This is a genomic window from Photobacterium rosenbergii (genome assembly GCF_003026455.1).
GTDB classification, from domain to species: Bacteria; Pseudomonadota; Gammaproteobacteria; order Enterobacterales; family Vibrionaceae; genus Photobacterium; species Photobacterium rosenbergii.
Genome location: NZ_PYMB01000016.1, coordinates 61,010 through 74,442, shown reverse-complemented (window position 1 = coordinate 74,442; position 13,433 = coordinate 61,010). Strand labels below are relative to the sequence as shown.

Sequence of the window (13,433 nt, the reverse complement as noted above, 5' to 3'; positions counted from 1 at the left end):
TGCAAAGATTGGCGGCCAATGCATTGAAACCAAGCGATGAATCAACAACTAAAGCAAAAAATAGTTATGACATCACGGTATAAGAGAGCAGATTAATAGATTGGGTCGAGTAAAATCAGAAGTGATTAGAAAGGATGGCAAATAGCAAAGGTGGCTAATATCTGTAAGCCACCCTTGCAAAAGGCTCAGCTTAATCCGCCTTTGGCGTCAGCATCCCCTCGGTAATAATGAAATCAATAATGGTATCCAGCCCTTTGCTCTCTTTAAGGTTGGTAAAGACATAAGGGCGGGTTGGTCGCATCCGTTTGGTATCTTGCTCCATCACCTCAAGGGAAGCGCCAACATATGGGGCAAGGTCAATCTTATTGATCACCAACAGATCCGAGCGAGTAATGCCGGGGCCACCTTTGCGCGGGATCTTTTCACCTTCGGCGACATCAATGACATAAATGGTGAGATCAGCTAATTCTGGGCTGAACGTCGCACTCAAGTTATCACCACCGCTTTCGACAAAGACCACATCCAAGTTCTGGTGGCGTTTTGCCAACTCTTCAACCGCCGCCAAGTTCATAGAGGCATCTTCACGAATTGCGGTATGCGGGCACCCGCCGGTTTCAACACCAATGATCCGGTCCGGATCAAGCGCCTCTGCACGGGTCAGGATCTTGGCATCTTCCTGGGTGTAGATATCGTTAGTTACCACTGCGATGTTCAACTTATCGCGAATCGCTTTACACAACACCTCAAGTAACGCAGTTTTACCAGACCCTACAGGGCCACCAATTCCGACTCGAAGCGGCTGCTTATATGTTTCCATAACAATCCTTATTTTCTAATACTCTCTAGCCCTTCGGCTTAAGAACGGAACAAACGGGTATATTGTGTTTCATGCAAGCTGCTGGCTAAGGACACCACAGGGGTAAAACTCCCCAACATGGCCTCATCAATCTGGGCTGAGATTGCCTCCATTTCAGGGAATAAATGAGTCAGCTCTACCAATGCCCGCTGTCCATCTGTTTGGCCCAAGGGCACAAGCTTCACTCCCGCCATCACCAAGTTTTCGGCCCAGCTCCAAAGGTAACCCTGCTTCATCGCTTGCGGGCTTATTCCCCACAGGTAGCCAGCAACACACAGTCCGACTAGCTGGTTAGGGTCAGCGTTGCTAGCTAGATACTCGTCCACGGGGATATCCAGTTGCTTGAGCAAAACATTGAGCGCTTTGCCCCGCTGGGTCTCTTCGGCCCGAAGTTCTTTGGTCTCACGGCTTGAACAAAGCAAGTTACTCAATTCTTCAATCCTAGGCAGATCGCGAGCTTCAATGGCTTGATAAAACCTATCAATCAACGGCAGCTCGAGTGTTGCCACGCTATAACGCAGCTGGTTCTCCAGCCAAAGGACCATGGTTGCCCTGTCTTTAATCCAGCCAGCCTCAACAGCCCATTCCAGCCCTTGCGAATAGGTGAAGCCACCGATAGGCAATGAGGGGCTGATTAGTTGAAACAAACGGTAGGTTGCAAACTGGCTATCACCTGAGCCTACTTCGTTGACCCCCATCGCCTCGGTCGCCATATCAAGCCACCAGCAAATAAACTAGGCTGGCAGAAGCGACACCTGCAGAGATCCAGCGGCTGGAAGCAAAAGCGGCGAGCCTATTGCCCAGCAGCATCAGTGCTGATGCTGAAATCGCCATCGCAACCGCAAACATAGAGACATTGCCTGTTGCCTCAACGCCATGTGCGTAACCATGGCAGAAGATAAGGGCAACACAGACGGCCACCGCAATGCTTTTTACCTGCTTACTGGCCGTAAACACCTGCCAAAGGGCTGCGCTGACCACCAATAACGAAGCCGCAATCGCTCCTTCAATACCGCTTAATTCGCCAAAACTTAACCCTGCCGCCACGCCACCTACCATGGCAACTAGCGCAGCAGCCAATAAGCTTAATTGGGTGGTCGTTTTCTTAACCGTGAAGAAAGCTAATGCGCCAAATGCGAGCAGCATAATCAGGTGGTCGACACCTGTGATCGGGTGGACAAGGCCGCTAAAAAATGAAGAGTGCTCATGGCCAGGGTGAGCATGTGCGAAAGTAGGAAGAGTCATCCCCACAACAGCGATAAGAGAGAAAATTTTAGATGATTTCATTGTCATATCCTTGTACAAAAAAAAGCTTTCTTTCTAGTGATGATGGTGCCCGCCAGAGCGCCCGCCGTAAGCCCCGCCTTCTGGTTCAATCGGTGCATTTTCAACAGTTACCTGAGCACCCAGCCCAACCACCATCTCGTCCAAAACATGATCGTGTTGGTAACGCACCCAGTCTGCTTCTACCTGAAGCGGGACATGGCGGTTACCCAAGTGGTAGGCAACGCGCATCAGCAAGTGGCGATCATCACAATAGACTGTCGATACCTGCTCGCTAGCGGCCTTGATCTCAACAACCTCGCCACAACGGCTTTTGAGTTGCTCGCCCCCACGAAGTATGTGGCCCCTTGGCAAAAATAAGCCCGCATCACGGCCGTCATCCAATACCACCTTCAACCGGCTTTTGATCCGGCTGTCTATTGGCAAGCTCAAATACGCATCGGGCTGCGATGTTGCCTTCTCAGTCACTTCAACCAACTCAATCATTTACATTTCCTTTGCTTTTATTAAATCGCTTTTATTAAACAGCTTTTATTTGAACCACATGAATCAAAACAAAAAGTAGCGCTGGGCCATTGGCAGTACCTCTGCCGGTTCACACACCAAAAGTTCGCCATCAGCACGAACCTGATAGGTCTGGGAATCCACTTCAATACGGGGCTGCCAATCATTGAGCTTCATATCGGCCTTGCTGATAGTTCGGCAGTCTTTGGCAACGCCAATCTGACTACCTAGCTGGAGTTGCTCAGCAACGCCTGCCTCTTTGGCAGTCGCCGAGACAAATAACATCGAGGTATTCATGGCAGCTTTTCCGTAACTGCCAAACATCGCACGATAGTGGACCGGTTGCGGGGTAGGAATAGAGGCATTTGGATCCCCCATCGGGGCCATGGCTATCATGCCGCCTTTGACAACAACACTTGGCTTCACTCCAAAGAAGGCCGGCTTCCACAACACCAAATCTGCCAGCTTACCCACTTCAATTGAGCCTATTTCATGCCCCATCCCGTGGGTGATAGCAGGATTAATGGTGTACTTGGCAACATAACGCTTTAGGCGAAAGTTATCGCTGAAGCTGGAATCTTCAGCCAAACTGCCGCGCTGGACCTTCATCTTATGGGCTGTTTGCCATGTTCGGGTTATCACTTCACCTACTCGCCCCATGGCCTGAGAGTCCGATGCGATCATCGAGAACGCGCCTAAATCGTGCAGAATATCCTCTGCGGCAATGGTTTCCCGCCGGATACGGGACTCGGCAAAAGCAACATCTTCAGCAATAGCCGGTGAAAGGTGATGGCACACCATCAACATATCTAGGTGCTCATCAACCGTATTCACCGTATAAGGGCGGGTCGGATTGGTCGATGACGGCAAGACATTTGATTCCCCGGCAGCACGGATAATATCTGGGGCGTGACCGCCACCCGCTCCCTCTGTGTGATACGTGTGGATCACCCTATCGCCAATCGCTGCCAAGGTAGACTCAACAAAGCCTGACTCATTGAGGGTGTCGGTATGAATAGCGACCTGCACATCCATCTCATCGGCAACCGACAAACAGGTATCAATCGATGCTGGCGTCGTGCCCCAGTCTTCATGAAGCTTGAGACCTACCGCTCCGGCGGCAACCTGTTCGCGCAATGCTTCAGGCTGACTGGCATTACCCTTGCCCAACAAGCCAAAGTTCATAGGGAAACCATCCAAGGCTTGAAGCATCTGCGCCATATTCCAGGGCCCCGGTGTACAGGTGGTCGCATTGGTACCAGTTGCTGGGCCTGTTCCGCCACCAATCATGGTGGTGACCCCAGAAGCCAATGCTTCTTCTATTTGCTGCGGACAAATAAAATGAATATGGGAGTCGATACCCCCTGCGGTTAAAATGGCACCTTCGCCTGCCAGCACTTCAGTGCCGGGACCAATAATGATATCTACCCCTGGCTGAATATCTGGATTCCCAGCTTTACCAATGCCAGATATCCGACCATTTTTCACCGCCACATCGGCTTTCACGATGCCCCAGTAATCAAGCACGATGGCATTAGTGATCACCAAATCGGGGGTTTCAGCACTTGGGCGCTGGCTCTGCCCCATTCCATCACGGATCACCTTGCCCCCACCGAATTTCACCTCATCCCCATAAACAGTGAAGTCTTTTTCGACCTCCAGCCACAACTCGGTATCGGCAAGACGCACCCGATCCCCCACCGTTGGGCCAAACATCTCGGCATAGGCCTGACGTGAAATGTTTGCCATAACTCTTCCTTGTATAATTCTTAGAGACAATGCCGACAGGCTAGACTTGGCCCATCACTTTTCCTTGGAACCCATAAACTTCGCGCTTGCCCGCATACTCAACCAACTCCACCGTACGTGATTGTCCAGGTTCAAAGCGCGTTGCCGTACCTGCGGGGATGTTCAGGCGAAAGCCTTTGCAGGCTTGCCGATCAAACTTAAGGGCATCGTTAACTTCAAAGAAATGATAATGTGAACCAATCTGAATCGGCCTATCACCGAGATTCTCAACCGCAACAGTAATCGTTTCCCTACCCGCATTTAGCTCAATGTCTCCGGTTGCTGTTTCTATTTGTCCGGGTACAAAAGCGGAGGTATTAAACGCGCTACTCCCTGCCATTTTTGCTCCTTGTTAATCTGGGTATTTCTAGTAAAAAGGACCGCTACACAATCGGCTCGTGTACCGTCACCAGCTTGGTGCCATCGGGAAAGGTCGCCTCAACCTGTACGTCCGGGATCATCGCTGCCACCCCTTCCATTACATCTTCAACCGACAATAGGGTACGGCCATAGTCCATCAACTCAGCCACCGTTTTTCCTTCCCGTGCCCCTTCCAAGATGGCACTACTGATAAAAGCAATGGATTCGGGGTAATTAAGTTTTAACCCTCTCTCCTTGCGCTGCTTGGCCAGCATACCGGCACAAAAAATCAGTAGCTTGTCCTTCTCTCTTGGCGTCAACTCCATGTCTTTCTCCCGCTTTTACTAAGTGGCCCAGATTCGAGGTGGGCTAGGCAGAACCCCGGTCATCTCAGACCTTGCTTGCTGCCAAACCTTGGTGAAGCAAGACAAAATATTTTCGCTCCAATGCCCCAAAGCCCTGACAACAACCAGCCCCTCGAGTTGAGTAGCCGCCACTATCAACTTATCGCGACCTAATTCGTCCTGAATATCAGATAGCAAAGCCTGTACCAACTGATAGAAGTCCTGCCCCATTTCGGTTAAGTACAGGGTCCCCATCATGGGGAAATTCTGCATCCCCATATTAATCAACACCTTATCACCACCAGACATGTTCAAACCTTCTGTTAGCACTCGGCGTTCATCAAGGTAAACCTCTGTTTTTCCGACGAGTTTTCCACTGTCGAAGCACTCATTTAGTGCAGGCCGACCAAAACAGTGCAGCTCCCAGCCCACAAATTGTGCACCGCGTTCAAGGTGAATCACGGTATTGAGTTGGGCATGGGCATCAGGAAAGAAGATATTCTCTTGAGGTAGCCATTCCAGCCTGCCACCCGCTTCAACGGTTAGGTGCTGGGCCTGCTTAGCAAAACGGCTTTCTGAGCGATAAAACTTTGTGGCTCCGGGCGTTGTTACCAATACCTTGGCTCCCGCGCCGACATTGACGCGGATATCAAGGGTATCGCCACCTGCGACGCCTCCGGGCGGATGAAGCAGATAGCTATGGCATATCTCACCTTCCGGATACAGCGCCTGCTGTACCGTAAGCGGGCCCTTCTGCTCCCGATGCTTGAGTACCGTTTTGTCGCCCCTGTCGCGGTAGCACAAGCTCAGCTCAGCCAACCACCCATGGCGGGTATGCTGGGCAATTTGGTGGGCTGTCGGTTGGGAGAAAACAGGTGAAATAATCGCCGTCATACTGTCAGGTACTCCTTGACCAAATTGTCATTGAGATCGGACATTTGTCCGCTGGCAACATGACGTCCCCGATCAAGAATGCAGAATTGATCGCCTACTCGGCGGGCAAACGGCAACTTCTGCTCGACTATCAAAACGGTGAGTCCCATTTTTTCGTTCAGCATTCGGATAATATCGCCTATCTCCTGCACGATATTTGGCTGGATCCCTTCTGTCGGCTCATCCAAGATTAATAGCTTTGGATTAACCACCAACGCACGACCGATCGCCAGTTGCTGCTGCTGCCCACCCGATAAATCGCCTCCTCGGCGGTGGAGCATCTCCTTAAGGACAGGAAACAAATCAAAAATGAAATCAGGGATTTTGCGGTCACCCCGGTCACGGATCGGCAGGCCGATTTCCAAGTTCTCCTGCACCGTCAGCATTGGGAAAATCTGCCTTCCCTGCGGTACATAGCCTATTCCCCTGCGCGGTCTGGATTCCGCCGGTTCGGCGAGTACCGATTGACCATTGAAAGTAATATCACCACTTTTAGCGCTCACTAACCCCATAATGCATTGGAGTAAGGTGGTTTTACCCACGCCGTTTCGGCCCATCAAGACAGTACATTTACCCTCGGGGATCTGCATATCTACATCCCACAATGTATGGCTCTCGCCGTAGTACTGGTTGAGTGATTTGATTTCTAACATGCTATTCCCCCAGATAAACCCGCTTCACTTCAGGATGGTTTTGTACTTGATCCATCGTACCTTCAGCCAACACATGGCCCTGGTGAAGCACTGTCACCTCACTGGCAATCGAGCGAACAAAGTCCATATCATGCTCAACCACAACTACCGAATGCTTGCCCGCCAACGAATTGAGCAACTCTGAGGTTTTATCCATTTCCTGATGGGTCATTCCCGCCACTGGTTCATCAACAAGCAGTAACTTGGGGTTTTGCATTAGCAGCATCCCAATCTCCAGCCATTGTTTTTGACCGTGGGATAAGTTGCCAGCCAGCAGCGCGGCATTGTCAGCCAAGTTGATCAGTTCCAGTACCGACTCAAGCTTGTCCTGCTGCTCGCCGGTCAATTTAGCCCTAAATGTTGCCCATACGGTCCGCACACCAGACATCGCCAGTTCAAGGTTCTGCCAAACACTCAGGCACTCAATCACAGTGGGCTTTTGAAACTTCCGCCCTACGCCGGCATTGGCGATCTGCGACTCATTCATTGTCAGCAGGTTGATGTTGGAACCCAGCCAGACCTGCCCGGAATCGGGCTTAGTCTTTCCGGTGATAATATCCATCATGGTGGTTTTACCGGCTCCGTTAGGGCCGATAATGCAGCGCAGCTCCCCCTCACGAATGTACAAGTTGAGGTCGTTAATCGCCTTGAACCCATCAAAGCTTTTATTCACCCCTTCTACATAGAGCAAGATGTTATGCTTGGTATCAATTAAGGGGTGTTCTTCGGGGATCAGGAACGAAAAGACCTCATCGCGCTTCGTCATTTCATGGGCAAAGGTCTGTAGTTTTTTTGCCGTTTCCAATACAGTCATGACGTCACCTCACTGCCATTGCACTCTTGCTCGGTTTTCGATGATTTTGCAGAATCTCCTGCCTTTTGTCTGAAACTCAACCGGCTAATGCCGTCGGAAACAAACCCAATCACCCCTTTCGGGAAATACATGGTGGAAAGTACAAACAAACCGCCGAGGGCAAACAGCCACACTTCCGGAAATTCGACCGTAAACCAACTTTTGGCATAATTGATAATCAAGGCACCAACAATGGCCCCGAACAGCGTTGCCCGTCCGCCAAGTGCCACCCAAACCACGACCTCGATAGAATTGAGCGGCGCGAACTCACCAGGGTTGATAATTCCCACTTGCGGTACATACAAAGCCCCGGCGATCCCAGCTATTACTGCAGACAACACAAAGACCCATAACTTGATGCCGTCGACGTCATAGCCCATGAAACGAGTGCGCGATTCAGTATCTCGGATAGCCATCGCGACACGCCCCAACCGGCTGCTAACCACCGTGCGGCACACGATATAGCTAACCGCCAGTGCCAAGCCGGTACAGACAAACAATGCGATTTTGGTTGTATCCTGCTGCAGGCTGTAACCGAGGATGTCCTTGAAGTCCGTCAGGCCGTTGTTACCGCCGAATCCCATTTCATTGCGGAAGAACGCCAGCATAAGGGCGTAGGTCAGAGCCTGGGTCATGATCGACAAATACACCCCAGAAACCCTTGAGCGAAAAGCCAGATAGCCAAAAATGTATGCCAATAGGCCAGGAACCAGCACCACCATCAGACAAGCAAGCCAGAATTGATCAAAGCCGTACCAGAACCACGGTAGCTCCGACCAATTGAGGAACACCATAAAGTCCGGCAAAACAGGGTCACCATACACACCACGGTCACCGATTTGGCGCATCAGGTACATCCCCATGGCGTAGCCACCCAAGGCAAAAAAGGCGCCATGCCCAAGGCTGAGGATGCCAAGATATCCCCACACCAGATCTACCGCGAGGGCGAGCATGGCGTAGCTGAGGTATTTACCCATCAGTGAAATCGTAAAGGTTTCGATATGAAGCGGGTGGCCAGACGGCAATAGTAGGTTGGCCATCGGCACCAGAATAACGGCAGCGAGCAGAAGTGTGAGGACGACTTTACCGCCCCGATCCCGCCCCAAAGCCGAGAGAATAATAGATTTAGACTGCATCAAGCGCTCCTTAGCTCTCTGCCGCACGGCCACGTTGTGGGAATAACCCGCGGGGACGCTTCTGAATAAACAGGATGATAAATACCAGCATCAAAATTTTTGCCAGCACTGCCCCGGCCCAAGGTTCCAATAGCTTGTTGAAAAGCCCCAGCCCCAAGCCGGCGACCAAGGTGCCCCAGAGGTTGCCTACCCCGCCAAACACCACCACCATAAAGGAGTCGATGATGTAGGCTTGGCCCATATTCGGCCCCACATTAGTAAGCTGTGACAATGCCACTCCGGCAACACCCGCGACGCCCGATCCTAGACCAAATGTCAGGGCATCGACGCGTTCGGAGCGGATCCCCATTGCCCTGGCCATCGCCCTATTTTGCGAGACCGCCCGGACTTGCAAGCCAAGAGGGGTTTTCTTCAACACCATCACCATGGCGATAAACACCAAGGCGCAAAAAAGAATGATGTAAAGGCGGTTATAGGTCAGAGATAGCATGGGGTTTAGCTCCCAGGCTCCTGCCATCCAGTCCGGCGTACTCACAGAGCGGTTGAGGGGAGAGAAGATAGATCGTACTGCTTGCTGAAGGATCAAACTGATCCCGAATGTCGCCAATAAGGTTTCCAGCGGTCGGCCATAGAGGTGCCTGATCACACTGCGTTCAATGGCAATACCTACCAACCCAGAGATAATGAAAGCCATTGGAATAGACAGGATTAACGCCACACCAATCTGTTGAGGGAATAGTTGCTGCATCACATAGGTGGTGTAGGCACCAATCATGATCAGCTCACCGTGGGCCATATTGATAACCCCCATCACCCCAAAGGTAATGGCAAGACCGATACCGGCAAGTACCAGCACCGACCCAAGGCTAAGGCCGAAGAAAACCGTTTCCACGCCGGAGTAAAAACGCTGGCTCTGGTGGTACTTATCCAGCCCTTTCTCGACAGCGGCCGAAAGCTCTGGATCAAGCGATTGAGGCTGCAACTTGTTCAGGGTTTGCAGCACAATAGCTTGCTTGTATTCAGACAGTGTCTCTACCGCCGCTATTCGTGACTGGGTTGACTCGCTGCTATCCATCGCCTCACTGACTGACAGCGCGAGTTGCAGCCTGTCTTGAACTTGGGGATCTTGCTCAACACTCAATTGGGCCGTGATCCTTTCAATGATCTCATCATCGGTTTGTCCAAGTAGACCGTTTGCAGCCTGCAGACGGACACTAGGATCAGCCGAGTTCAATCCAAGTGATGCCAACTGCATCCTAATCATGCTGCGCAGCCTGTTATTGACCCGCACTTTGCCAAAGTCCCGCGAGCGTGAAACCGTCAGTTGCTCGGCATCCCAAATGCTATCGGCCTGTTTGCCGTTTCTTCCGGCAATAATATAAAGCTTCTGATAAGCTTCACTTTTCTTGTCTTTGTAATAAAACAAATCCCCTTCCAACCACGCACGCAGAATAGGCTTCGCCTTTTCTGTTGGCTGATTGGCCACTAGCCACTCAATGGCTATTTCCTTGTCTTTATTATTTTTCCCAAGCAGCACCCGATCAAAATCATCCGTTGAACTGACCGAAGCAAATGCCATGGGAGTACATAACAAGAAGACCATGAGTGCTTTAACGAGCTTCATTAAAGGTGTCATTTCTTGTGTCCTTACTGGCAATTAACGACTTCCAAGGTGGGCAAAAACCCACAGAACATAGCGCTTCAGCCATAAACTGAAGCGCTATCAATAAAGGAAAGGGCAAATGCCCTTAATCTTTATGAGGGGTTAATTCGAGCCTGAACACTTTTTGGTTTCGGTGTTAAAGGCTCCACAAGAGAATGGCTTAGACCAGCTAGAATAGAGCTTGGCAGATTCCGGAAGATACTTAGACCATGCATCACCGGCCACCAGGCCTGTTGTCTCCCACACCACATCAAACTGACCATCATCTTGGATCTCACCAATCAGCACGGGTTTGGTGATATGGTGGTTTGGCAGCATGGTCGAGTAACCACCAGATAGGTTCGGAACAGCAATACCGATTAGGGCATCTTGTACCGCTTCCGAATCAGTCGTACCGGCGTTCTTGACTGCCTGTACCCACATATTGAAGCCGATATAGTGTGCTTCCATCGGGTCATTGGTCACCCGATCTTCACTTTTGATAAACGACTGCCAACCATCAATGAACTCTTCATTCTGCTCGGTATCAACACTCATGAAGTAGTTCCAGGCCGCAAGGTGGCCGACCAATGGCGAGGTATCCATACCGGATAGTTCTTCTTCGCCCACGGAGAACGCAACAACAGGGATGTCTTCAGAGGAGACGCCTTGGGCACCTAACTCTTTGTAAAATGGAACGTTAGCGTCACCGTTGATAGTTGAAACTACCGCTGTTTTCTTACCAGCAGAGCCAAACTTCTTGATATCGGAAACAATCGACTGCCAGTCAGAGTGGCCAAACGGGGTGTAACTAATCATGATGTCTTCTTCAGCGACACCTTTGGCTTTCAGATATGACTCAAGGATTTTGTTGGTGGTACGCGGGTAGACATAATCGGTGCCAGCCAGAACCCAGCGCTCGACATCCAACTCGTCCATCAGGTATTCAACGGCAGGGATAGCCTGCTGGTTAGGAGCGGCACCGGTATAGAAGACATTTTTGGATGATTCCTCACCCTCATATTGCACTGGGTAGAACAAGATACTATTGAGTTCTTCAAACACCGGCAGCATTGATTTACGGGAGACCGACGTCCAACCACCAAACACTACATCGACTTTTTCCTTTTCGATAAGTTCTCGGGCTTTTTCAGCAAAAAGTGGCCAGTTCGAGGCAGGATCCACGACCACCGCTTCCAGTTTCTTGCCTAACAGGCCCCCTTTTTTATTCTGCTCATCAACCAGCATCAAGACGGTATCTTTCAGCGTGGTCTCACTGATCGCCATTGTGCCCGACAGCGAATGAAGAACCCCAACCTTGATCGTCTCTTCAGCAGATACTGCCGCTGAGAGTAGAGATAAACTCAGACCAAGTGTTGCTAGATTCAGTTTGGACATCGTGGACATACTTAACATCTCCGTTTGTAATAAACATTCAGTTAATGTCCAATCAAAAACGATGCCAAAATAAACAGCCCTGCCCCAATGCACGTAAGATGTTGATTATATTAATTTAAACTCTCAACCAAAAATCTGATACACACTTTACTTACTATTCCTTAAGCGCATATTGGTGCAATAAAACCACACTTGCCCCAAAACAGTGATTCATCTTTTGGAACTGTTTCAAATCGGGGCAAATAAGACAATTTATTGGCCTTTTCGATGCATTTAAGAGCAAAAGACCACAATGTAATAATTACCCATCATTTTTGTATTGATTTATCGACAAAAGATAAATTGAACCGCTGCTATTTATGAACAATTAATAAAAAGCCCCACCCGTATTACTGTAAAAGCAGTTACGGTTGGGGCTTTAAAGCTGGCAGTTTTACCTTACGCTCGGTTATACCACGTGACTGTTCAACGCCTGTTCGAGATCCGCGATTAAATCATCAGCATCCTCGATGCCGACTGACAAACGTAGGGTCTGATAGTAGATACCCATTTTTTCCCGCTCGGCTTCCGGTACTCCTGCGTGAGACATCGTAGCAGCATGGTTAATCATGCTTTCTACCCCACCCAGTGATTCCGCCAACATGAAAAACTGCAGCTTGCCGACAAACTGTTTCACTGCCTCTTCATCGCCTTTCAAACGGACAGACACCACTGCCCCGCCAGTACGCATCTGTTTTAGGCATAACGCGTGCTGAGGGTGAGTTTCGAGGCCAGGGTAGTAAACCTGCTCAATCGTCGGCTGTTGCTCGAGCCACTGCGCAACCTTGAGGGCATTACTGCATTGCCTTTCCATCCGGATGTCCAAGGTTTTCAAGCCCCGCAACGCCAAGTAGGAATCAAACGGTGAGGCAATCGCTCCGACAGTGGTTTTGCAGCGATCCAGTTGCTGTGCCAGAGTGTTATCAGCAGCGATCAACGCCCCGCCAATCAGATCTGAGTGCCCGCCAATATATTTACTGGTAGAGAGCATCACGATATCTGCCCCTAGCGCGAGTGGCTGTTGGTTCCACGCGGTAGAGAAGGTATTGTCGACAATCGAAACCAGTTCACATTGCTTGGCCAATTGGCAAACCGCTTCGATATCTACCAGCTCAAGCAATGGGTTGGTTGGGGTTTCAATCCAGATAAATTGGGTATTGGATTGTATACAGGCTTCAACCGCTGCCAGATCATTAAGATCGACATAGCTAAACGACATACCAGAAGTACGGCTGCGTAGCGTCTCAAACAAACGATGGGTACCGCCGTAGACACTCGACATCACTATCGCATGGGAATCCGCAGGAAAAAGCTCAAGAGCCAGTGCTGTCGCCGCCATTCCCGATGCCGTCGCAGTGGCATAAACACCGCCTTCTAGCTCGGCCAAAGCACTTTCATAAGCACTTCGCGTTGGGTTATCGCAGCGGGAGTAGTTAAAGTCGCCGAACTCGCCAATATTAGGCTGGACAAACGTACTGGCAGTCGTAATTTGGGGGAAAATCGGGTTGGTTTGCTGGACAGTCTGGTCACCGCTGTGGATGACCTGGGTTGCAAACTTTTTGCTCTTCATCAGAATTCCTTGTCTCACCTTGAGGTAACTGGGC

At 50.4% G+C, this 13,433-nt stretch carries 14 protein-coding genes; all 14 read right to left on the bottom strand.

Features of this window, described 5'->3' with window-relative positions; translation table 11 throughout:
* Positions 1-190: 190 nt before the first annotated feature.
* The 14 genes from ureG to C9J01_RS21540 all read right to left on the bottom strand — a co-directional run bounded on the left by ureG (position 191) and on the right by C9J01_RS21540 (position 13,399).
* Positions 191-817 carry an urease accessory protein UreG gene (ureG, locus tag C9J01_RS21605; protein WP_107300215.1) on the bottom strand — a complete coding sequence of 209 codons (627 nt, stop codon included), beginning with the start codon at positions 815-817 and terminating at the stop codon, positions 191-193.
* Positions 818-855: 38 nt separating this feature from the next.
* Entirely contained in the window at positions 856-1,569 is a 714-nt protein-coding gene (locus C9J01_RS21600) for an urease accessory protein UreF (RefSeq protein ID WP_237157036.1), read from the bottom strand.
* 1 nt (position 1,570) lies between these two features.
* Positions 1,571-2,143, bottom strand: coding sequence for a HupE/UreJ family protein (locus C9J01_RS21595; protein WP_107300214.1), 573 nt, complete (start codon positions 2,141-2,143; stop codon positions 1,571-1,573).
* A gap of 33 nt (positions 2,144-2,176) precedes the next feature.
* Positions 2,177-2,626 carry an urease accessory protein UreE gene (gene ureE / locus C9J01_RS21590; RefSeq protein WP_107300213.1) on the bottom strand — a complete coding sequence of 150 codons (450 nt, stop codon included), beginning with the start codon at positions 2,624-2,626 and terminating at the stop codon, positions 2,177-2,179.
* A 63-nt stretch (positions 2,627-2,689) separates the two neighbouring features.
* On the bottom strand, positions 2,690-4,393 hold the full coding sequence (gene ureC / locus C9J01_RS21585) for an urease subunit alpha (protein WP_107300212.1): 1,704 nt from the start codon (positions 4,391-4,393) through the stop codon (positions 2,690-2,692).
* A gap of 40 nt (positions 4,394-4,433) precedes the next feature.
* On the bottom strand, positions 4,434-4,772 hold the full coding sequence (locus C9J01_RS21580; RefSeq protein ID WP_107300211.1) for an urease subunit beta: 339 nt from the start codon (positions 4,770-4,772) through the stop codon (positions 4,434-4,436).
* 43 nt (positions 4,773-4,815) lie between these two features.
* A complete protein-coding gene (ureA, locus tag C9J01_RS21575) occupies positions 4,816-5,118 on the bottom strand; it encodes an urease subunit gamma (protein ID WP_107300210.1) in 303 nt (100 codons plus the stop codon).
* Positions 5,119-5,136: 18 nt separating this feature from the next.
* A complete protein-coding gene (locus tag C9J01_RS21570) occupies positions 5,137-6,030 on the bottom strand; it encodes an urease accessory protein UreD (RefSeq protein WP_107300209.1) in 894 nt (297 codons plus the stop codon).
* Positions 6,027-6,722, bottom strand: a complete 696-nt coding sequence (urtE, locus tag C9J01_RS21565; RefSeq protein ID WP_107300208.1) for an urea ABC transporter ATP-binding subunit UrtE — start codon at positions 6,720-6,722, stop codon at positions 6,027-6,029. The genes C9J01_RS21570 and urtE overlap by 4 nt, the downstream gene beginning before the upstream one ends.
* A 1-nt stretch (position 6,723) precedes the next feature.
* Positions 6,724-7,575, bottom strand: coding sequence for an urea ABC transporter ATP-binding protein UrtD (gene urtD, locus C9J01_RS21560; RefSeq protein WP_107300207.1), 852 nt, complete (start codon positions 7,573-7,575; stop codon positions 6,724-6,726).
* A complete protein-coding gene (urtC, locus tag C9J01_RS21555; RefSeq protein WP_107300206.1) occupies positions 7,572-8,750 on the bottom strand; it encodes an urea ABC transporter permease subunit UrtC in 1,179 nt (392 codons plus the stop codon). The genes urtD and urtC overlap by 4 nt, the downstream gene beginning before the upstream one ends.
* Before the next feature lie 10 nt (positions 8,751-8,760).
* Entirely contained in the window at positions 8,761-10,386 is a 1,626-nt protein-coding gene (gene urtB / locus C9J01_RS21550; protein WP_107300205.1) for an urea ABC transporter permease subunit UrtB, read from the bottom strand.
* 129 nt (positions 10,387-10,515) lie between these two features.
* Positions 10,516-11,799, bottom strand: coding sequence for an urea ABC transporter substrate-binding protein (gene urtA, locus C9J01_RS21545; RefSeq protein WP_107300204.1), 1,284 nt, complete (start codon positions 11,797-11,799; stop codon positions 10,516-10,518).
* Positions 11,800-12,238: 439 nt separating this feature from the next.
* Positions 12,239-13,399: a trans-sulfuration enzyme family protein gene (locus tag C9J01_RS21540; RefSeq protein ID WP_107300203.1), complete on the bottom strand. Its 1,161-nt coding sequence runs from the start codon at positions 13,397-13,399 to the stop codon at positions 12,239-12,241.
* Positions 13,400-13,433 lie beyond the last annotated feature (34 nt).

Bases quoted from the DNA above. Each gene is read 5' to 3' on its own strand.
- ureG (WP_107300215.1), bottom strand. From the start codon at position 817: ATGGAAACATATAAGCAGCCGCTTCGAGTCGGAATTGGTGGCCCTGTA.
- C9J01_RS21600 (WP_237157036.1), bottom strand. From the start codon at position 1,569: ATGGCGACCGAGGCGATGGGGGTCAACGAAGTAGGCTCAGGTGATAGC.
- C9J01_RS21595 (WP_107300214.1), bottom strand. From the start codon at position 2,143: ATGAAATCATCTAAAATTTTCTCTCTTATCGCTGTTGTGGGGATGACT.
- ureE (WP_107300213.1), bottom strand. From the start codon at position 2,626: ATGATTGAGTTGGTTGAAGTGACTGAGAAGGCAACATCGCAGCCCGAT.
- ureC (WP_107300212.1), bottom strand. From the start codon at position 4,393: ATGGCAAACATTTCACGTCAGGCCTATGCCGAGATGTTTGGCCCAACG.
- C9J01_RS21580 (WP_107300211.1), bottom strand. From the start codon at position 4,772: ATGGCAGGGAGTAGCGCGTTTAATACCTCCGCTTTTGTACCCGGACAA.
- ureA (WP_107300210.1), bottom strand. From the start codon at position 5,118: ATGGAGTTGACGCCAAGAGAGAAGGACAAGCTACTGATTTTTTGTGCC.
- C9J01_RS21570 (WP_107300209.1), bottom strand. From the start codon at position 6,030: ATGACGGCGATTATTTCACCTGTTTTCTCCCAACCGACAGCCCACCAA.
- urtE (WP_107300208.1), bottom strand. From the start codon at position 6,722: ATGTTAGAAATCAAATCACTCAACCAGTACTACGGCGAGAGCCATACA.
- urtD (WP_107300207.1), bottom strand. From the start codon at position 7,575: ATGACTGTATTGGAAACGGCAAAAAAACTACAGACCTTTGCCCATGAA.
- urtC (WP_107300206.1), bottom strand. From the start codon at position 8,750: ATGCAGTCTAAATCTATTATTCTCTCGGCTTTGGGGCGGGATCGGGGC.
- urtB (WP_107300205.1), bottom strand. From the start codon at position 10,386: ATGACACCTTTAATGAAGCTCGTTAAAGCACTCATGGTCTTCTTGTTA.
- urtA (WP_107300204.1), bottom strand. From the start codon at position 11,799: ATGTCCACGATGTCCAAACTGAATCTAGCAACACTTGGTCTGAGTTTA.
- C9J01_RS21540 (WP_107300203.1), bottom strand. From the start codon at position 13,399: ATGAAGAGCAAAAAGTTTGCAACCCAGGTCATCCACAGCGGTGACCAG.